Origin of the sequence: Streptomyces sp. NPDC047917, assembly GCF_043204345.1 — a bacterium.
Taxonomy (GTDB): Bacteria; Actinomycetota; Actinomycetes; order Streptomycetales; family Streptomycetaceae; genus Streptomyces; species Streptomyces sanglieri.
On record NZ_JBIDCA010000014.1, the window covers coordinates 136,695 to 156,456 of the forward strand.

Consider the following 19,762-nt stretch of genomic DNA (forward strand, 5'->3'; position numbering starts at 1 on the left):
CGATAGCCGCACTGAAAGCGTTTTCCCATTGTGTGGGCAAGAGGACCCGGCCCGCCGCCGACGCTCTCGCCCGGGGCGCCCGGTCAGTCGGTGTTCCACCGGCCCGGCGCGGCCGGTGGCAGTGTGGCCAGGCAGCGGTAGACGGCATCACCGCGGAAGGCGTACTGCCGCTCGGTCTGCGGGGTGAGCCGGACGCCGAGCCCGGGCGCCCGCGGAGCGAGCAGGTGGCCCGCCTCGATGCGGAAGGGCTCGACCAGGAGCTCGGACCGCAGGGGGTACGCGGGCATCGGCCACTCGGCCAGCCGACCGCCACCGGCGAACGCGGCGTGGTAGTTGGCCGCCTGGCACACCGCACTGCCCCAGCAGTGCACGACCGGGTCGACGCCGTGTGCCGCGGCACCCGCGAAGACGGCCAGCGTCTGCACCGGCCCACCGACGACCGTGGCGTCCGGCTGCACCATGTCGTAGCAACCCGCGGCCATGCGTTCCAGCAGCTCTCGTGCGGTGGTGACGGTCTCCCCGCCGGCCACCGGGCAGCCGGCCGCCCGCCGCAGCGCGGGGTACTCATGTGTACGGGCGGGGCCCAGCGGCTCCTCCAGGAAACGCAGCGGCCGCCGCGTGCCGGCCCGCACCGCGGCCAGGAACGCCAGCGCGTCCGCCGCCGACTGGCCGGGGTCATGGAGATTCTGTGCCATGTCGACGGCGATCCCGACACCGTGCGGGGCCGCGTGCTCAAGCGTCCACACCGCCTTGTCCGCCTCGTGGCCCCGTGCCCTGATCTTGAAGGTGTCGATCCCGAGGGCGGCGACAGCGGCGATCTCGGCGCTCATCGCGGCCGGCGACGTCGAGTCGCCCCCGCTGGCGTAGAGCCGGATCCGGTCGGTACGACGGCCGCCCAGCAGCTCGTACGCCGGCACGCCGGCCCGCTTCCCGAGGGCGTCGACCAGGGCCGCCTCCACGGCGGAGACGACATGGCGGGCGGCCCCCTGAAGGCTCCAGTACCCCGTGATGTGCACCATGTCCCGGTAGCGTCCGGCCAGGTCCCCGGCCGGGCGTCCGACCAGGTAGGGGGCGAGCAGCTCGACCGTGGAGACGAAGACCTGCGGGGCGAAGACGGCGAGATACCCCTCGCCGAGACCGGTCGTCCCGTCGTCCAGGGTCACCTCGACCAGCCCCGTCGTGCGCCACCCCGAGGGCAGCGCCACGCGTACCTCCAGATTCTCCGGATCGGCGTACGGCGCACTGAGCAGCACCGGCCGGAGCGCCGCGACGCGCACTCCGTCGTCGACGAGCGCGCCGGGGCGCGCGGAAGCTGATTCGGGCATGTCGGTCGTGTCCTCAGAATCCTCTGGTCCACTGCACGGGATTGCGCAGCGGTTCACCGGCCCCGAACCGGAGCAGGTTGTCCGCGAACAGGTCGACGACCCGCGCGCTTTCGTCCGTGCAGCCACCCGCGGTGTGCTGGGTGAGGACGACGTTCGGGCAGGACCACAGGGGATGCCCGGCGGGCAGCGGCTCCTGCCCCGTCACATCCAGCACGGCGCCGCCGAGCCGCCCGGAGGACAGCTCGCGGACCAGCGCCTCCTCGTCCACCAGCGACCCCCGGCCGGCGTTCACCAGAACGGCCCCCGGCCGCATGAGCGCGAGCCGGCGCGCGTCGAGCAGCCGGTCCGTCGCGGGGGTGCCGGGCAGGAGTCCCACCACCACGTCGAAGCCGGGCAGCCGCTCGTCGAGCCCGGCCGGTGTGCGGATGTCGCCCGAGCCGCGTGCGAAGTACGACACCCGGCAGCCGAACGGTCCGAGCAGCTCGGCGAACCTCCGGGCGATGGACCCCCGGCCCAGCACCAGAACCCGTGATCCGGACAGCAGCCGCAGCCGCGGCCGGACGGTGGACTTCGCCCAGGTGCCGCGGGTACGCAGCACGGCGAGTTCGTCGATGCCGCGGTGCAGCGCCAGGACGCCCGCCAGGCACGACTCGGCCACCGGTCCCGCGAAGAGGTCACCCAGGTTGGTGACGGTCAGCCGGTGGCCGAGGACCGGCCAGTCCAGGCCGAGATAGCCGTCGATCCCGACCGAGGCGAGCTGCAGCCACCGCAGCCGGGGCGCTTCGGCCACCCAGGCCGCCCGGGGATTTCCGAGCGCGATGTGGGCGCCCGCGAGCGCCCGGGCGTCCGCCGCGGCGGTGGTTCCCGGCTCGGCGAACCACACGGGCCCGGTCCCGAGACCGCGCAGTCGGGTCCGGCCGGAGTCGTCGAGCGGCAGCTCCACGTACAGGCCGGGGCCGTCCATGTCCTCGTTCACCACGGGTGCGCCGCCAGGTGATCGGTGATCCGCTCCCGGTCCCAGGCGCCGTCCGCGACGGTGACCCGGTATCGGCGGGCCAGGGTGTCGCCCGGGGCGAGCTCCAGCTCCTCGTGGAAGGCGAAGGAGGGGGCGACCGCCGCGAAGGGCTCGTCGCGGACGAACCAGTGCGCCGGATGGGTGCCGCCCGCTCCCGTGTGATCGTTCTCCGGGGCGTGCTGGAAGATCAGCGTGGCGTGTCCGTCGGAGCCGTCGTGTTCGCCGCTGTAGGCCAGCCAGGGTGCCTGCGTCCCCATCAGCGCCGGGCCCTCCCCGTCCGGGCCGAGGATCCGGCCGCCGCGGAAGGCGCGCGGCCCGCGCCAGAAGAGGCCGGTGTAGCCGGCCGCCTCCCGGCCGTGGGTCGTCGGGCTGCCGAAGCGCAGCGGTTCGGCACGCCGGTTGGTGATCGCGCTGGACCAGGTCAGCGTCCAGCTGCCACCGCGGCCCGCGTCGGTGGTGCCGGATCCGGAGCCGGCGTGCTCGACGTCGTGCAGCTCGACCCGGCGCAGCTCGTCGGCCCAGTGCGTGCCGTCGTTGTGGCGCCAGCTCAGCCGCTCCGCGATGACCGCGCGTCCGGCGTCCGCCGCCACCTCGTCGAATCCGAGGTGCGCCATCGACCCGACCCGCTCGGGCAGCGGCACGTAGTCCTGGCCGTGCACATAGGTGTTGCCGCCCCACAGGTTCTGCCCGGAGAGGTGGGAGGCCGTCATCTGGAGGCCCTTGTGCCAGCGGTGATCGTTGGGCCGGTAGTCGGTGACAACGTTGTCAGTCAGTGTGCGCATGGGGTGGATGTACGGCTTGGGGGCTTCCCAGGCCGCTTCCGGTCGGTAGACGTAGCTGATCAGATCGATGCCGCCGTGCTCCTCCGTGACCGTGATCCGGTCACCGTGGGCGTGCGTGATGCGCAGTGGACTGCTCATGTCCCGAGATCTCCTGGATGCGGCTGGAAAGCGCTTACCGCAACCTAGGGCCTGCCTCGGAGGGGTGTCAACAAGAACGTGGGCCGAGGCGGGTGCGGTACGGAGGGGCGGTGTCCGTACGCCGCGGTCAGCCGGTGGTCAGGCCGAAGACGGTGATGATCACCAGATAGCACAGCGTCACGACAGCCGCTCCGGCCACATGGACCCGGACCGACCGGGCGCGGCCGGGCAGCAGCCAGAACGCGAGTGCCCGGTTGACCAGTGGCATCAGCAGCCAGGTCAGGATGCTTACGCTCAGTACATTGCTGAGGAACAGCGCGATGTACCCCGGCACCCCCAGATCCTTGAACCAGTCGCCTGCCGTCAGCTCCAGGACCATCACCGTCGGATACAGCGCCAGCACCACGGACATGGCCTGCTTCCAGTTGGGCGGCACGCCCTCCTGCGGGCCCGGACCGAAGCGGAACCAGCCGCCGAACGCCGAGCCGATCTTGCGAACGGCGTAGGATTCGAAATGGCCGCGCCCCTCCTCGACGAGCCGTCGGCGGGCATCGGATGCGAGCCATGCCTCCAGGTGCTCCCGGGTGTCGAACCGGAAGGCCACCACCCAGCGGTCCTGGATGCCCTTCACCGGTCTGAACAACTCGGACCCCATGAAACCCGGTTGCCTCTCCTGCTCCTTCAGGATCTTGGACTGCCAGTGCAAGAAATCCTGCTCGTGCCCCGGCCGCACATCGTGCGAGACCACGGCCGTGACGACATCGTCGGTGGGCGTCCCGCCGGAGAGCACTTCCTGCGTGGCGGGCCCGTCGAACAACGGAGCAGCCTCGTCGAGGAGTTGCCGGCGTGCCGCTGACTCCAGCCAGCGCGTGAGCTGTTCGAGGCGGGAGAAGCGGAATACGACGACCCACTCGTTCTCGTCACCGGAAGCCGGTGGGTACATCTCCGTTCCCTGGAACCCGTCGAAACCCCGCACGACTTCGTTGGTCTTCTCCTGCCAGCGCCGGTAGTCGTCGTTCCGACCGGCCCGGACCCGCTGGGAGATGACGACCGTGGCACTGCCGCCGGGGCCGGGGCTTGCACGGGTACTCATGCGGAGTAGTCTAGTTCTAAAGGGAGTTATCGGACAAATAGGGTTAATTTTAATCCCTGAAGGATGGTCGCGCCAGGAGGGCGAGCGCCGGATGAAGAGGGGTGCCGTGATGGGGCACGAGGAATTCATGGCCGAGGCTGTGCGGCTGGCCACCGAGTCCGTCGAGGAGGGCTGGGGCGGGCCGTTCGGCGCGGTGATCACCAAGGAAGGCGAGATCATCGCGCGCGGGCAGAACCGGGTACTGCTCACCGCCGATCCGACCGCTCACGGCGAGGTGGAAGCCATCCGCAAGGCCATCCAGGTCTTCAATCCCGAGGCCCCCAGCATCTCCGAGGCGTACCTGGACCGGTACACGCTCAAACTGGTGCCGCGCCCCGAGGGCTCGCCCGATGCCGTGCCGGAGCGTGCCCGGATGCTGCAGGGCTGCACGATCTACACGAGCGGGGCCCCGTGCCCGATGTGCATGAGCGCCATCTACTGGGCCCGCATCGGTGCCGTCTACTACAGCTGTGACTGGAAGGCGACCCAGGAGATCGGCTTCGACGACGCCTTCCAGTACGAGGACTTCGCCAAACCACCGGACCGGCGCAGCATCACACTCGAACAGATCCATCCCGAACTGGGGAACACGTCCTACCGGGCCTGGGCGGACAGGGTGAACAAGCACCCCTACTGAGACAGCGACCGGGGGCAGAGGACCGGGGGCCGGGAAACCGGGGGCCGGGCAGGGCTGCGGAGCCTGCCCGGCACGGCGGCCGACGGCCTGCCGCACACTCATGGAAGAGCGACAGGACGTCGGCCGCCGGCGTGAGGCGGGTGCTACTTGGACGGGCGGATGTTTCCGCCGCCCGTGCCGCCCTGCTGCTCGCACTGCTCCTGCAGCTTCCGGGCCTTCTCCTGGAGCCGTTGGCGCTGCTCAGGGTCGGTGGTGCGCTCGGCGGCCTCGGTCATGTGCCGGGCCTTGTCGCGCAGCTGCTGCGCACGGTCACCGGATTCACGTGCAACGCTCATCATCGCTCCTTGTGCTGTTGGGGAGAGCGGGCTCCATCAGAGAACCAGCGCCGCCGGATCGCCGCACCTCGAATCGTCACTCAGGGTGACGGTGTCGGGAGGTGTTGCGACGCTGGCATGATCGAGGGCATGAACGAGAGCATCATCGCCGCGTGTGACGGGGCGTCCAAGGGCAATCCGGGTCCCGCGGCCTGGGCATGGGTCGTGGCCGACGCGCAGGGCCGGCCCGAGCGCTGGGAGGCGGGGCCGCTGGGCAACGCGACCAACAATGTCGCCGAACTCACCGCGCTGCGACAGCTGTTGGAGTCGACTGACCCCGCTGTGGCGATCGAGGTACGGATGGACTCGCAGTACGCGATGAACGCGGTGACGAAGTGGCTGCCGGGGTGGAAGCGCAACGGCTGGAAGACCTCGGCCGGCAAGCCGGTGGCCAACCGCGACCTGGTGGTCGCCATCGACGACCGGCTGACCGGCCGGACCGTGCGCTTCACCTACGTCCCGGCCCACCAGGTGGACGGCGACCCGCTCAACGCGCTCGCCGACCAGGCGGCCAGCGAGGCCGCGGTGGCCCAGCGGCCGGCCGGAACCGCGCACGGCTCCACTCGGCTGCCGACCCCGGCCCCCGCCCGTGCGACCGAGGGCCGACGCGCCGGCGCGGTGACGAAGAAGGCGGCGGGCGCGGCACGTCCCGCCCGTTCCGGCGGCACCATCAAGGCCAGGTTCGCGGGCCGCTGCCACTGCGGAAAGCCCTATGCGGCACAGGAAATGATCGCCAAGAACCCCAACGGCTGGGGCCACCCGGAGTGCCGCACCATCCCCGCCTGAGCCGCACCGCCGTCCGGAGCGGTCTGCCGGGGCGGGGCAGTGGCTGTCCGGCGGATCGGGCCGGTCCGGACAGGCGACCGCAGGGGTGCGTGCGTCACGGCCGATGGTGTCGCCGCGGCCGAGAGCTGCCGGGCCGGACTCCATCTCGGGCCTCCGGGTCTCCGTGATCCGGACCGAGGTTCCCAGCGAACCACACGATCACGACCCGATACGCGCCCGGTGCCCCCGCGCGACCGGGTCCGCGTGCCATGATGCGGATCCGGTGGCGGTGTCCGCGCATTCCTGGGCCGATGCCGATGCCGACGCCGTTCGCAACGGTGGGACGCTGGGGGGCGGATGGGAAGCAAGGGCACGGTCCTGCGGGAGCTGCGCGGCGCGCAGAAGACGGCCAAGGGAGTGTCGCTCTACTCGCGGTACGTGAACCGGCCGGCCGGCCGGGTCCTCGCGGCCGGTGCGTACCGAATGGGGCTGACACCCAATCAAGTTACATTGATCAGTGCGGCGTTCACGTTCGCAGCTATCGCCTCCGTGGCGCTCGTCCGCCCCTCCGGCGGGCTCGCGGTCGCCGTGTACGCGGGTCTCGTCCTCGGCTTCGCCCTCGACTCGGCCGACGGCCAGCTGGCCAGGCTCACCGGCGGGGGAGGCCCGGACGGCGAGTGGCTGGACCATGTCGTGGACTGCGCCAAGATGATCCTGGTGCACACCGCCGTGCTGATCTCCTTCCAGCGGTTCTCCGGGCTGCCCGGCGAGGGCTGGCTGCTGCTGCCGTTGGGCTTCCTGTTCACGGCGGTGCTGACGTTCTGCGCGGGACTGCTGCGTGAGCAGTTGGGAAGGGCGGCCGCCCGGCCCGCGGCGGGCACCGGCACCGCCGCCCCGGTCTCGCGGCTGCGAGCAGTGGTGCTGCTGCCCGCCGACTACGGAGTGTTCTGCCTGGTCTTCCTGCTTCTCGGTGACCGGACCGCGTTCCGCGTCGGATACGCGGCCCTCGCCGCCGTGCACGCGCTGTTCCTGGTGGCGTTCCTCGCCAAGTGGTTCCGGGAGCTCAGAGCGCTCCGGACTGCCGGCTGACGAGCGTGTCCAGCGCCCGGCGCAACTGGGTGCTGGACGTGTGCACGGTGTACGGGAAGTAGACGACCTCCACGCCGACCTCGGCGAAGTCGCGTTCCAGCCGTTTCCCCCTCTCCGTGTCCCGCCAGTCGTCCCCCTTGAAGATCACGTCGAACCGCACCTGCTGCCAGGTCTCGACCTTGTCGGGCACCGTCTCGACGAACGCGGCGTCCACGTACCGCACGCTGCGTACGATCTCCAGGCGTTCCGGCAGCGGAATCACCGGCCGATGGCCCTTGGCGAGCGCGGCCATCTCGTCCGAGACGACTCCGGCGACGAGGTAGTCGCACTGACTGCGGGCGTGCCGCAGGATGTTGAGGTGCCCCACGTGGAAGAGGTCGTAGACCCCCGGCGCGTAGCCGACCCTGTGCACCATCCGTTCTCTCCCCCCACGGTGAACGTGATGTCCGTGTCCCGCAGCAGTTTTCCGGACATGGCATCCGGTGCGGTGGGATATCGGCATCGGTGTTGATGGAGCAACGACCTTACTGTGAAGACCACTTGCGCATCACGTGAACGGATAAGCTCGCTTTTGGGGCTGTTCTCCGGGAGAAACCCGGGGGAACGCGGAATGTTCCGGGGGGAAGGCGGGCACTCATGTCCGATGCCGATCGTCACAAGCTGTTCGAGGGACGTACCCTGCTGGTCGTCTCGACGAACTACGCACCCGAGCTGACGGGCATCGGCCCGTACGCCGCGCAGCTCGCCGAGCACTGGGCACAGGCCGGGGCGGAGACCCACGTACTGACCGGGATGCCGCACTACCCGTCCTGGCGGACCGACGCGGAGTACCGGGGGGTGTGGCGGATGGCCGAGCAGCGGGCCGGGGTCACCGTGCACCGCCGAAGACACTATGTGCCGTCCCGTCAGACCGCCCTGCGCAGAGCGGTGTTCGAGGCTACGGTGTTGGGTCATGGTCTGCTGTCACCGCCCGCCGCCCGGCCGCCGGACGCGGTGGTCTCCCAGATGCCCAGTCTCGCCGGGGGCGTCATCGGTGCCCGGCTGGCACGCCGGCACAAGGTCCCGTACATACCCGTCGTGCAGGACCTGATGGGCGCCGCCGCCGCGCAGAGCGGCATCCGGGGCGGGGACCGCGCCGCGGCCGTCGCCTCCGCCGCCGAACGGTACGCGCTGCGCTCCGCGGCCCTCGTCGGCGTCATCCACGAGACCTTCGTGCCCCGTGTCACCGCCTACGGAGTGGACCCGGGTCGCATCCGCACGGTGCCCAACTGGTCGCATGTGCAGGCACCTTCGGCCGACCGGGCCGTCACCCGGGCACGGCTCGGCTGGGACGAGGGCACCCCGGTGGTCCTGCACTCCGGGAACATGGGGCTCAAACAGGGCCTGGAGGTCCTCGTGGACGCGGCCCGGCTGGCGCCCGGCATACGCGTGGTGCTCATGGGGGACGGCAACCAGCGCGAGGCGCTGCTGGCGCGCGCCGCGGGCCTGCGCAACCTCGACGTCCTGCCCCCGGCCGACGCGGGCGAGTTCACGGACGTCCTCGCCGCCGCCGACGTGCTCGCGGTGACACAACGGGCCTCCGTGCTCGACATGAGCGTCCCGTCCAAACTCACCTCCTACTTCGTCTCGGGCCGGCCCGTGGTGGCCTCGGTCGCCGACGGGGGAGGCACCGCACAGGAGGTCCAGCGGTCCGGCGCCGGGCTCCTCGTCGCCCCGGAGGACCCCGCGGCGCTGCTCTCGGCCGTACGCAAGCTCGTCGAGGCACCGGCGGGGGCGGACGCGCTCGGCGCCAGGGGGCCGCAGTACGTCGCACGCCACCTGAGCCGCGAGGCGGGTCTGGCCCGCTTCGACGCCCTGCTCACCGAGGTCCTCGCGGACGCCAAAGGGAGACCACGTCGATGAACCAGCCGATCCGCACCCTGGAGGACCAGGACGAACCCGCGCTGCTGAGGGACCAGTTCCGCCAGCTCCTGCGCTACCGGGCCCTGCTCGCCTCCGGCGTGGTCGTCGGGCTCATCGGCGGCGGCTGGCTCGCGCTCAGCGGCGAGGACACCTACACATCGACCGGCGAGGTCGTCGTACGCTCCGCCGCCTCGGACCCCTTCGCCGCCGGTGCCTCCGCCGACAAGGGCATCAACATCGGCTCCGAACGGCAGACCGCCGTCAGCGACACCGTGGGCACCCTGGCCGTCACCACCCTGGCCGGAAGGGGCGACCGGGTGGCGGTCGGACCGCTACTCTCCGGCCTCCAGGTCACCAACCCGCCCAACACCCTCGTGCTCCGGTTCTCCTACACCGGCCGCACCCCCGCACTGGCGAAGGCACGGGCCCAGGCGCTCGCCGACGCCTATCTGGAGATTCGCCGCCAGCGCACCGAGAACAGCATCGCCAACATGGTGGACGGCTACCGCGCCCAGCTGGCCCCGCTCACCGAACAGCGCGACCAACTGGCGGCACAGACCGGCGGCGGCAACGACGTGACCAGCGCACGGGCCAACCTCGTCGTCGCGATCTCCGAACTCAACCGGAAGATCTCCGAGTTGCGCGCGCTGGACACCACCCCCGGATACCTGACGAAGAAGCCCGCCGCCCCGACCGGGCCCACCGGAGCAGGACTGCCGCTGCTGCTGGGGCTCGGCGGAGTCGTCGGTCTCGCACTGGGACTGCTGCTGTCCTGGGTGCGTCTAGTCTTCGACCCCGCCGTGCGCTCGACCCGGGAACTGGTCCGCTCGCTCGGCGCGCCGCTGCTGGGCACCCTGCCCAGGGAGCGCGCGCACGGCGGTTCGCTGCTGGCCATCGGACGGAACGGGAGCAGGCTCGCCGAGGAGTACCGCGCGGTGGCCTTCCGGCTCGCCTACGATCCGTCGTTCGCCGAGCGCCGCAGGCTCCTGGTCACCGCCCCGCGCGGGGACGGCGCCGCGGCGTCCGCCGCGGCGGCCAACCTGGCCGCCGCCTTCGCCGAGATGGGCCGCGACGTGATCCTGGTCGAGGCCGATCTGCGTACCCCGGCCCTGGCCAGGGACCTGGGTCCGGCGGCGCAGGGTTCCCGGCCGCGCTGGGCGACCCGGGGCCGGCGCGCCTGGCCCTCGGACAGCCAGATGAACGTGGACGTGCCCGGTTCGGGCGCCTTCACCCTGATAGCGGGCCGGCGCACGGACAATGTGCCGCGCGCACTGACGTCGGCACCCGTCGGCCGGATCGTCGCCGAGGGCGACCGGCCCGACGCCGTCGTCATCGTGCTTGCTCCGCCCGTGCTGTCGTACGCCGACGCCGTCGCGCTGATCGACCGGGTCGAGGGCGTCGTGGTGGTCTGCGACCCGCGCGAGGTGCACCGCAGCGACCTGGAACGGATCCGGGAGATCATCGGCGCGGCGGGCGGCTCCGTGCTCGGCGCCCTGCTGCACCCCGGTCTGAGCCGCCACGAGCGCCGGGCCCGCAGGAAGGCGGCCAAGCGCCGCCCGGGCGGCGGCCGGCCGGACCGGGGCGAGGCGGGCAACGGGCCGGAACAGACCGGTGACCCCGCCGAGACGCTGGGGCTGCGCGCCTTCGACTCCACCGCCGGACACAGATGAGGGCACGCACCGCGATCCTCTGCTCGGTCGCGGACCAGGGGGTGGCCGCGCTCACCAACATCCTGGTGCTGGTAGCGGCCGCCCGGCTCTCCACCGTGGCCGACTTCGCCCGCTTCTCGGCGGTCTACCTCGTCTTCACGGTGCTGCTGGGGGTGTCCGGCGCCTACACCGGGCAGCCCCTCGTGCTGCGGCGCGGCGGGGAAGACGAGGTGCGCGGCGCCTGCCGTTCGGCGGTGGTCTTCACACTGCTCGCGTCGACGGTGCCCGGCACGCTGCTGGCCGGGGTCTGCCTGCTGCTGCCGGGTGCCACCGCGCAGGCCCTGGCGGTCCTGGGGCTCGTCCTGCCGGTGGTGCTGGGGCAGGACACCATGCGTTACGCCTTCTCCACCCTGCACCTGCCGCAGCTGGCGCTGGCGGGCGATGTGCTCCGGCTGGCCGGTGTGCTGGGCGCACTGGCGCTCCAGCCGCACGGCGCCCCGGCGGCCCGGCTCGTCCTGGTGTGGGGGCTCGCCGCGCTGCCGGCCCTGCTGTTCTCGGCCGCCCTGCTGCACCGCAGGGCGGCCGGGACACCGCTGCGGCTGAAGGTCCTGCTGCGGCGCGGCCACCTCGGGCGGCGCTTCGTGGTGGAGTTCGCGGTGGGCAACGCCACCGGCCAGCTCTCCGTCCTCGGACTCGGCGCGGTCGGCAACCCGCTGGTGGTCGGCGCACTGCGTGGCGCGACCACCCTCTTCGGGCCGCTGAACGTGCTGTTCACCTCGGCCACCGGCTTCGGCCCGCCGCTGCTGGGCAGGCTCGCCGGCGAACGGCGCAGAGTGCGGGCCGCCGCCGTACTCGCGGCCGTCCTGGCGGCCGTCGCCGCCGCCTGGGCCACCGTGCTGTCCCTGCTGCCCGACCCGGTCGGACGCCGGCTGCTGGGCGACACCTGGCCCACGGCCGCCGCGCTGCTCCCCGCGACCGGCAGCCAGTACGCGGCGATGGCCGTCGGCACCTGCGGGCTGCTGGCCCTTCGGATGCTCGACCCGCGCACCACGCTCGCCATCCAGGTGGTCTTCTCGCTCGCCGCGGTCGCCTTCCTGGCCGGCGGCTACGCGCTGGGCGGCGTGCCGGGCGCGGCCTGGGGCCTGTGCCTGGGATCCGGATGCAAGGCCGTCGCCACCTGGACCAGGGTGGTCCGGCTCGGGGCCCGCACCGAGGTGGTGTCGGCGCCCGTCAGCGCGGGCGCCGTACGTCCCGACGGAAGCTCGTGACCAGCAGCAGGCAGAGCGCCGCGACGGCCAGTTTTCCCGCGGACTGCAACAGCGGCCCGCGCAACAGAATGAAGGTGTACCCCGCGACCAGCGGCGCGGTGACGGCCAGGACGCTGCCGGGCCCCGGACCGGCCCTGGACACCGCCCGCGCGTACCGCCGGTCCGTACGGGCGGCGGCATACCCGATCATGGCGAAAGCACCGACCATGCCCGGCGCACCGAAGTCGACCCAGAGCTCGGTCCATAACGGCGAGGACAGGTTGGTCATGTTCATCCCCATCCACTGACCGACGCGCACCCCCGTGTCCTCCGGCTTGCCGCTCCACACCGACCGGGGCACGAAGAAGAGAGCGGATCCCGCCAGTTGACGCCCGTAGGTGTGACCACGGGTGTCGACCCAGGTGATGGTGTTGGCGAACATCACCGTCTGGTCGTAGTCCTTGGTGGCCAGTGGCTCGAACACCGACGAGGATTCCACCGGCCGGTACCCCGCGCTGTCGTAGCGGAACCGGTCCGCGTACGGGAACAGCACCAGCGCCCCGACCACCCCCATGGCCAGCACCGAGCGGTACATCGCCGCACTGCTCGGGAACGCGGTGAACAGCAGCGAGACCAGCACCGTCAGGAACCAGTAACGTGCGTTGGACACAGGGTTGTTGACGATCACGTTGACGACGAGGAGGCCGGTCCAGACCAGCACCGCCGACGGGGAGCGCCGGGCCGAGCGCGAGGTCACCAGCCGGCGGGTGAAGAAGAGCAGCGCGAGCAGCGCGGGCACCGTGCCGAAGCCCTTGAGGAACGCCGATCCCACGTTGGACCCGTCCGACCCCACCCCGCTCCCCGCGACCGAGGCACTGATCTCCTGACGGCTGGTGAAGAAGACCGCGGGCCCGCCGACCTTCAGGATGTAGTAGCCGCTCGCCGCGAAGGCCAGCAGCACCAGCAGCCCGAGCCGTCCCCGGTGCGCCACGGCCGGGTGCCCCCCGGAGCGGGGGGTGACCCGTCGCCGCAGCGGCCGCCGGGACGCCAGCAGGGCCCCCAGGTCGAAGGCGGCACAGCCCACCAGGATCAGTGCGACGGCCGTCACCAGATCCGACCGTGGCCCGACCACCGGGGTGGGCGTCTGCCCGATGACGGCCTGGGCGAACGGTGCCACGCCCATCGCGATGTACACGAACATCCAGAAGACGCCCTGCAGCAGACGCCGACGGGTGGAGAGAATCATGGTCGCGAGCCGGATCCCCGCATAACAGGTCAGCACGAGCTGGAGCCAGTACGCGGTGTCGCGGACCCCGGTGCCGGGCTGCGCGGCGATCACCGCGGGCAGGAAGCAGACCAGGGCCAGGATGAGGGGCATCGCCAGCGCTCGCGAGAGCATGGTCCACGACCTGGGCTCCGCCTGCGCGTGGCCCGGCGCCCGCGGGCCGTGCTCCGGTACGGATGCGGACGGCGCCGCCTCGTGCACGGACGTCATGTGCTCCCCGTTTCCGTGGACCTGTGAACACTCTAACGAATCAACCCACTTGGGGGGTTTGGACGACTAGTCTGTGAGGCGTCGGCCGCGGTTGGGGGGAACCCTGGTGAAGATCCTGCACATCGTCACACTGCACACCCCGGACCACGCGTTCGGCGGTCCGACCAGGGTGGCGCTCAACCTGTCGAAGGTCCAGCGGGCCGCCGGTGACGACGCCAGGATCATGGCGCTCGGAGACGGTTTCGAGGGCCCGCTCCCGCGCGAGATCGAGGGGGTGCCGGCCCGTCTCTTCCCGGCCCGCCGTCTGTTCCCCGCGTTCGAGGTCAGCGGCATCACCTCCGGAGCGCTCCTGCTCACCGCGCTCCGCATGATGCGCGGCGCCGACATCGTCCATGTCCATCTGATGCGCGACCTGGTGACACTGCCCGCCGCGCTGCTCGCCCTGGCCTCCCGCACCCCCCTGATCGTCCAGACGCACGGAATGGTGGACCCCACCGAGAACCGGGTCGCCCGACTCACCGACCTGCTCGGGGTGCGCAGGGTGCTGCGTGGGGCCGACGCCCTGCTGCACCTCACCGAGACGGAACGCCTCGATGTGAACGCCGTCGCCGCGCCGGTCCCGCTGACCCGCACCGTACGGCTGGTCAACGGGGTGCGCCCGCAGGAGATCAAGCCCGCCCGCGAGCCGGGGCGGCCGCCGACGGTCCTCTTCCTCGCCCGGATCCAGGAGCGCAAGCGCCCCGAGGACTTCGTCGCGGCGATGCCCGCGGTCCTGGCCCGGTACCCGGACGCCCGCTTCGTGCTGGCCGGCCCCGACACCGGCGCGCTCGGGGCCACCCTCGGACTCGCCCGCGCTCTGGGGGTGACGGCATCGCTCGACCAGGTGGGGCCGCTCGGTCACGAGGAGGTCCTGGCGGCGGGCCGGCGTGCCGATGTGTACGTGCTGCCGTCGATCGAGGAACCCCTCGGTGTGTCCGTCCTCGAAGCGATGTCGGTCGGCACCCCCGTGGTCATCACCCGTACCTGCGGACTCGCCCCCGACGTGGCGCGCGCGGGCGCGGGCCGGGTGATCGACAGCCGGGTCGGCGAGGACGGGAAGAACGCCCTCAGGGTCGCCACCGCCGTCCTGGAACTCCTCGAACCGGAGACCAACACCCGTACGGGCAAGGCTGCCTGGAACCTCGTCAACGAGGACTTCACCATCGAGGCGGTTACCGCGACGCTCCGGCGGACCTACGAGGACGTGGCCCGCCGGAGCGCCGGGCGGTTCAAACGGTCTTTCCCTCGCGGGACTTGAGGGCGATCTGCCAGCGGTAGAAGCTCATCGCCAGCGCGAAGTCGAACCCCGCCCGCCCGTCGAGGAACCCCCGCCGGTACAGATACATGTACGCGAACGACACCAGCGGCTTGAACGGCGCCTTGTGGAACAACTGCCCCTGGCGCGACTTCACGAGGCGCACCTGTTCCTTGACCTCGGGGTGGTGCTCCAGCCACGCCTCCCAGTCGGAGTAGCGGTTGTGCCGCTCGAACCAGGCGGTGACCGGGTCGAGGTCCTGGTGCTCGATCGGATTGCGGAGCGAGCCGACCGAGTCGGCGACCGGCTGGTAGTGGCCCTCGACCTCTCCGATGCCCGGCGCGTCCAGATCGCCCACCTCCGGATACCGGCAGCGGGTGCGGTCGGTCAGCGAGCGCTTGCGGATGGTGTATCCGTGCCGCAGCCGCTTCCCGGAGAACCAGTATCCGAGCGGGATGTCGTACGCGGCGGGCTTCGGCGCGGCCGGGTCGGCGAAGACCTGCCGCAGTTCGGCCAGCAGCCCGGGACCGAGCCGCTCGTCGCCGTCGAGCAGCAGGATCCAGTCCAGGTCCGTGCGGACATGGTCCAGACACCATTGCTTCTTGCGCGGATGACCACCGTCCCAGGTGTACGTGATCACCTCGGCCCCGCACTCCTCGGCGATCTTCACCGTCTCGTCCGTGCTGTGCGAATCGACGACGACGACCGCCTCGAAATGGCCGAGAACCGATGTAACCGCCTCGGCGATGTTGAGCCCCTCGTTCTTCGTGGGGATCGCCACGGCTATCGGCAGCTTGCTCATCCGAGATCTCCTTCGGGCAGCCAGGCGTAGCAGCCCGTGGAGGTGAAGGCACGGGCCTGCCGGGGCACGGTGATCGAGGTCCGCTTCCCGGCGGCGGAGCCGGAGGCCAGGGCCGTGCCGTCCGCCCCGGTGATCTGCCAGGCGCAGCTTCCGGTGGGGGAGACGACGCGGTAGCGGCCCGGCCGGATCTGTTCGTTTTGGTATGTGCCGTCCGGGTAGCCCCGGTCGGCCTCCCGCAGCAGATCCCGGTGCTGGGGGCAGAGGTGCTCGACGGCGGGCTTCGCGTCGGCGATCTCACCCGTCACGATCGCACCGACCGCGACATCCCGGTCGGCCTTCACCAGGAACCGCAGCCTGTCGCAGGTCTCCTGGCCGGTCTGCAGCACGGCCGCCGGGTCCATGCCCCTGGGCACCCGGTCGACCAGATACTCCTTCTGCTTCCTGCTGAACGAGCCGGTGGCCGGGGTGAGTTCGTCGCTGGGCAGCTTCGGCGGCTCACTCGTGCGCCGCGCCTCAGGACCGTCGGCGGCGGTGCTGCCGGGCCCGGCCGACGGGGCGGCGACCGGGACCCGCGTGGCCGCCGGTCCGGCGCTGCCGGCGCCGTCCCGTCCGTCGGCGGACGAGCCGCAGGCGGCCAGCGCCGCCGTCAGTACGACGACGGCGGCACCGGCCCGGAACGGATGCCTCATCCGGCTGTCCTCAGCGCGTAGTGGGCACTGATCTGCGCGCCGCTCAGCGCGGTCGGGTAGACGGCGGTCTCGTCGATCTGCCCGGCGAAGAAATCGCTCGTCGGCCTGGACGGCCAGCCGTTCAGGTTGTCCCCGCCCACCCGCCAGTAGCCGTCGTACTTCTCGTTGCCGGTGTACAGGGCGCTTGAGGCGCGGAGCTGCCCGTCGACGTACAGCGCCATGCCACCGGGGCCCTGGGTGGCGACGACGTGGTGCCAGGCGCCGTTGTTGTACGCCGCGGGGGTGGTGACGGTCCGGGCGCTGCCGCTCTTCACCCCGAAGACCAGCCGGCCGTCGTCACGCATGTACACATGCTTGTCGTACTGGGTGCTGTTCTGCATGGTCAGACTGCCGAAGCCGACGATCTTCCCGCCCTTGGTGCTCGTCGTCCTGAACCAGGTCTCCACCGAGAACCTGGCCGGCTGCGGATGGCGCTTGTTGCTGTACACGTACTGGGTCGAACCGTTGAGGCCGATCGCGGTCGAGGGGCCCGCGACGGCGGCCGGGGTCACCCGCCGGGTGGGGGAGTTGCGCACGAATCCGTTGTCCCGCCCGCCGCTGCTGTCGCCCGCGAGGGTCGAGGCGGCCTCGTCGTAACGCCAGTAGAGCGAAGCGCCGTCCGCGAGCACCTTGGCGGGGTACTTCGGCGCCGTCGACGCCACCGTGGCGGACACTGCGGTCGACTTGGCACTGGTGTTGGTGCCGTCGCTCGCACTGATCCGGTACGAGTGGGTCTCGCCCGCCGCCACGTCCGTGTCGGTCCAGCTCAGCTGCGGCCGGTCCCAGAACAGCGAGTGGCCGGTCGTGGTGTGCACCGGGGTGCTCGCGCCGTCCTTGTAGATCCGGTAGGTGAGTTCCCCGTCGTCGGTGTCGAAGCTGGTCTGCCAGTCGACCACCACCTTCCCCGGGGTGAGCGTGGACAGGGTGACGTTGGGCACCCAAGGGGCCCCGGTGTCGGGACCGTCGGCGAACCTGGTCAGGCCCTGCTGGGCGGAGCCGTTGACGGTGGTGAACTCGCCGCCGACCCACAGGTAGTGATGGCCGCCCTTGTCGGTCTGCGCCATCACCCGGGGCCCGACCGGCTCCCCGATCCCGTCGTTGGTGTCCGGGAACCAGGGCAGCAGCTTCGGGTCGTCCACGGACTGGGCCAGCAGATGCTTGCGCGGCTGGTTGGGGAACTCGCCCATGGTGGCGCAGTCATGGGCGTGGCTCCCGCTGTACAGCACGCCGTCGTGCACCAGGACGGCCTGGGTGGCGCCGAGGCAGGTGTCCCGCCAGCGCTGCGCGAAGTCGCTCAGGTCCAGCGCGATCCGTCCGTCGAAGACGCCACCTCCGGTGCCCTCGTTGGCGGTGTAGAAGCCGGTGGCGTCCGTGGTCAGGTCCTGCACCGTGGAGGTGTTGGGAATGAACCCGGCCGGATAGCTCTTGGTCACCGCCCCGGTCGTGGCGTCCACCACCGCCAACGCGTGCGACGTGGTGCCGTTCACCTTGAAGAAGTTGCCGCCGAGCAGTACGTGCCGGCGGTCGGGCGTCAGCTCGACGGCCCGGCCGATCTCGTCCGCGTCGGCCTTCCACGGCTTCAGCGCGGCGCCCGTGGTGACCGCGGCGAACTTCTTCCTGGCCTGCCCGGCCACGGTGTTGAAGTCACCGCCCAGATACACGGTGTCGGCGGTCACGGCGAGGGCTCGCACCGTCGCCGAGACGGAGACCTTGAAGTCCTTGCGCGGGGTGCAGCTCGCGGTGTCGATCGCGGCGATGTTGCTCACCCCGACACCGCTCACCGACCCGAACTGACCACCGACGTAAAGGGTCTTCTGGTCCGGCGAGAGCGCCAGCGCCCGTACGGTCGCCGTGCCGGACGAGAGTGTGAACGACAGACTGCAATCGGTCGGCGCACCGGTCGCGGCGTCGAAGGCGGCGAAGTTCACCGCAGGCCGCTCCGAGGTGCCGGGTGGCGCGTCCGGTGGCCGGACGGTGGAGAAGGTGCCGCCGGTGTAGACGACACCGGCCTCCGACGCGGCCATCGACCACACGATGCCGTTGGTCTGCCAGGTGGTGAGGTCGTCCGCGGTCAGGGAGACCGGCGGGGTCAGGGCCGCGGCCGGGGATCCCCCGGACGCGGCGGCTGCGGACAGTGCTCCGGCGAGCAGGCAGAGCGCGGCGGCGGCGGCGCGGACCCGGCCGCGGCCGCCGCGTCCGCGGCCCGTGGTTGCGTACATCATTCGGCTCCGAAGGTGAGAACGGGCCCGCGGCCGGACCGCCGCGGTGGCTGTTGCGGGGTGCGGGGAGGTCTCATCGGTCCACCCGCACGGCGGCTCCCGCGAGTTGGTCGGACAGCTGGCGGATGTCCGCCTCGACCATGATCCTGGCGAGCTCCCGCGACCGCACGACCGGTTTCCAGCCGAGCTGTTCCTCGGCCTTGGTGGCGTCCCCGATCAAGGCGTCGACCTCGCTGGGTCTCTCGTACTTGGCGTCGTACCGGACGTGCTCGCGCCAGTCCAGACCCGCGTGCGCGAAGGCGTACTCCAGGAACTGCCGCACACTGACGCCCTCGCCGGTGGCCACCACATAGTCGTCCGGGACGTCGCACTGGAGCATCCGCCACATCGCCTCGACATACTCGGGTGCGTACCCCCAGTCGCGTACGGCGTCGAGGTTGCCCAGATGGAGACAGGTCTGCAGGCCCGCCTTGATCCTGGCCACCCCGCGAGTGATCTTCCGGGTCACGAAGGTCTCGCCGCGGCGCGGGGACTCGTGGTTGAAGAGGATCCCGTTGACCGCGAACATGCCGTACGCCTCACGGTAGTTGACCGTGGACCAGTACGAGTAGACCTTGGCCACGCTGTACGGGCTGCGGGGATGGAACGGGGTGCCCTCGTTCTGCGGCGGCGGGGTGGCGCCGAACATCTCGGACGAGGACGCCTGATAGACACGGGTGTCGATCCCGCTCGCGCGGACCGCCTCCAGCAGCCGGATGGTGCCCAGTCCGGTGATGTCGCCGGTGTACAGCGGTGCGTCGAAGGAGACGCGGACGTGTGACTGCGCACCCAGGTTGTAGACCTCGTCCGGCCGGATGTCACGCAGCAGATTCACCAGTGCGACACCGTCGGCGAGGTCGGCGTGGTGCAGGACGAACGAGCGGTTCTCCTCCTCCGGTCCCTGGTAGATGTGGTCTATGCGCTCGGTGTTGAAGCTCGACGAGCGGCGTATCAGACCATGGACCGTGTACCCCTTGTCGAGCAGCAGCTCGGACAGGTACGAGCCGTCCTGCCCGGTCACACCGGTGATGAGCGCGGTCTTCGCCACGACTCCCCCTTCTCTGGTCGCCTCAGCGGCTGTTGTTCCGCACCGAATATTTCCCGACGAAATTCCGGGATTGAGTGTTCTG

At 71.3% G+C, this 19,762-nt stretch carries 18 protein-coding genes; 7 read left to right on the top strand and 11 right to left on the bottom strand.

Annotated features, from left to right (window positions below; genetic code table 11):
* Window positions 1-83: 83 nt before the first annotated feature.
* From ACGF8B_RS31745 to ACGF8B_RS31760, 4 genes are all read right to left on the bottom strand, one after another.
* Window positions 84-1,325: a mandelate racemase/muconate lactonizing enzyme family protein gene (locus ACGF8B_RS31745; RefSeq protein WP_392745451.1), complete on the bottom strand. Its 1,242-nt coding sequence runs from the start codon at window positions 1,323-1,325 to the stop codon at window positions 84-86.
* Window positions 1,326-1,338: 13 nt separating this feature from the next.
* A complete protein-coding gene (locus tag ACGF8B_RS31750; protein ID WP_392745453.1) occupies window positions 1,339-2,304 on the bottom strand; it encodes a D-2-hydroxyacid dehydrogenase in 966 nt (321 codons plus the stop codon).
* Window positions 2,298-3,260, bottom strand: a complete 963-nt coding sequence (locus ACGF8B_RS31755; RefSeq protein WP_392745454.1) for a PmoA family protein — start codon at window positions 3,258-3,260, stop codon at window positions 2,298-2,300. The genes ACGF8B_RS31750 and ACGF8B_RS31755 overlap by 7 nt, the downstream gene beginning before the upstream one ends.
* Window positions 3,261-3,387: 127 nt before the next feature.
* Window positions 3,388-4,353 (bottom strand): antibiotic biosynthesis monooxygenase, encoded by a 966-nt coding sequence (locus ACGF8B_RS31760; RefSeq protein ID WP_392745456.1) that lies wholly within the window; start codon window positions 4,351-4,353, stop codon window positions 3,388-3,390.
* 109 nt (window positions 4,354-4,462) lie between these two features.
* On the opposite strand from ACGF8B_RS31760, the gene ACGF8B_RS31765 reads away from it, so the two are divergent.
* Window positions 4,463-5,029, top strand: coding sequence for a nucleoside deaminase (locus ACGF8B_RS31765; protein WP_392745457.1), 567 nt, complete (start codon window positions 4,463-4,465; stop codon window positions 5,027-5,029).
* A gap of 143 nt (window positions 5,030-5,172) precedes the next feature.
* On the opposite strand, the gene ACGF8B_RS31770 is transcribed toward ACGF8B_RS31765, so the two are convergent.
* The gene (locus tag ACGF8B_RS31770) at window positions 5,173-5,364 is read right to left on the bottom strand and encodes a DUF6381 family protein (RefSeq protein WP_392745459.1); all 192 of its coding nucleotides are present in this window, start codon (window positions 5,362-5,364) and stop codon (window positions 5,173-5,175) included.
* 129 nt (window positions 5,365-5,493) lie between these two features.
* Here ACGF8B_RS31770 and ACGF8B_RS31775 point away from each other — a divergent pair, with 129 nt between their 5' ends.
* Window positions 5,494-6,189, top strand: coding sequence for a ribonuclease H (locus tag ACGF8B_RS31775; protein WP_392745461.1), 696 nt, complete (start codon window positions 5,494-5,496; stop codon window positions 6,187-6,189).
* Window positions 6,190-6,525: 336 nt separating this feature from the next.
* Complete coding sequence (locus ACGF8B_RS31780) at window positions 6,526-7,257, top strand: CDP-alcohol phosphatidyltransferase family protein (protein ID WP_392745462.1); 732 nt, start codon at window positions 6,526-6,528, stop codon at window positions 7,255-7,257.
* Here ACGF8B_RS31780 and ACGF8B_RS31785 read toward each other — a convergent pair.
* A complete protein-coding gene (locus ACGF8B_RS31785) occupies window positions 7,232-7,672 on the bottom strand; it encodes an adenylyltransferase/cytidyltransferase family protein (protein WP_392745463.1) in 441 nt (146 codons plus the stop codon). The genes ACGF8B_RS31780 and ACGF8B_RS31785 overlap by 26 nt on opposite strands.
* Before the next feature lie 221 nt (window positions 7,673-7,893).
* On the opposite strand from ACGF8B_RS31785, the gene ACGF8B_RS31790 reads away from it, so the two are divergent.
* The 3 genes from ACGF8B_RS31790 to ACGF8B_RS31800 are packed head-to-tail and all read left to right on the top strand — an operon-like array spanning window position 7,894 to window position 12,076.
* On the top strand, window positions 7,894-9,159 hold the full coding sequence (locus ACGF8B_RS31790; protein WP_392745464.1) for a glycosyltransferase: 1,266 nt from the start codon (window positions 7,894-7,896) through the stop codon (window positions 9,157-9,159).
* Complete coding sequence (locus tag ACGF8B_RS31795) at window positions 9,156-10,829, top strand: lipopolysaccharide biosynthesis protein (RefSeq protein WP_392745466.1); 1,674 nt, start codon at window positions 9,156-9,158, stop codon at window positions 10,827-10,829. Before ACGF8B_RS31790 ends, ACGF8B_RS31795 begins: the two co-directional genes overlap by 4 nt.
* Entirely contained in the window at window positions 10,826-12,076 is a 1,251-nt protein-coding gene (locus ACGF8B_RS31800; protein WP_392745467.1) for a hypothetical protein, read from the top strand. Before ACGF8B_RS31795 ends, ACGF8B_RS31800 begins: the two co-directional genes overlap by 4 nt.
* Here ACGF8B_RS31800 and ACGF8B_RS31805 read toward each other — a convergent pair.
* On the bottom strand, window positions 12,039-13,550 hold the full coding sequence (locus ACGF8B_RS31805; protein ID WP_392745469.1) for a hypothetical protein: 1,512 nt from the start codon (window positions 13,548-13,550) through the stop codon (window positions 12,039-12,041). The genes ACGF8B_RS31800 and ACGF8B_RS31805 overlap by 38 nt on opposite strands.
* A gap of 106 nt (window positions 13,551-13,656) precedes the next feature.
* Here ACGF8B_RS31805 and ACGF8B_RS31810 point away from each other — a divergent pair, with 106 nt between their 5' ends.
* Window positions 13,657-14,847 (top strand): glycosyltransferase, encoded by a 1,191-nt coding sequence (locus tag ACGF8B_RS31810; protein ID WP_392745470.1) that lies wholly within the window; start codon window positions 13,657-13,659, stop codon window positions 14,845-14,847.
* Here ACGF8B_RS31810 and ACGF8B_RS31815 read toward each other — a convergent pair.
* The 4 genes from ACGF8B_RS31815 to gmd all read right to left on the bottom strand — a co-directional run bounded on the left by ACGF8B_RS31815 (window position 14,819) and on the right by gmd (window position 19,680).
* The gene (locus ACGF8B_RS31815) at window positions 14,819-15,646 is read right to left on the bottom strand and encodes a glycosyltransferase family 2 protein (protein WP_392745471.1); all 828 of its coding nucleotides are present in this window, start codon (window positions 15,644-15,646) and stop codon (window positions 14,819-14,821) included. The two genes, ACGF8B_RS31810 and ACGF8B_RS31815, sit on opposite strands and share 29 nt — an antisense overlap.
* Window positions 15,643-16,335 (bottom strand): hypothetical protein, encoded by a 693-nt coding sequence (locus ACGF8B_RS31820; RefSeq protein ID WP_392745472.1) that lies wholly within the window; start codon window positions 16,333-16,335, stop codon window positions 15,643-15,645. Before ACGF8B_RS31820 ends, ACGF8B_RS31815 begins: the two co-directional genes overlap by 4 nt.
* Complete coding sequence (locus ACGF8B_RS31825; protein WP_392745474.1) at window positions 16,332-18,596, bottom strand: LamG-like jellyroll fold domain-containing protein; 2,265 nt, start codon at window positions 18,594-18,596, stop codon at window positions 16,332-16,334. Before ACGF8B_RS31825 ends, ACGF8B_RS31820 begins: the two co-directional genes overlap by 4 nt.
* A 70-nt stretch (window positions 18,597-18,666) precedes the next feature.
* Window positions 18,667-19,680 (bottom strand): GDP-mannose 4,6-dehydratase, encoded by a 1,014-nt coding sequence (gene gmd, locus ACGF8B_RS31830; protein WP_392745476.1) that lies wholly within the window; start codon window positions 19,678-19,680, stop codon window positions 18,667-18,669.
* Window positions 19,681-19,762 lie beyond the last annotated feature (82 nt).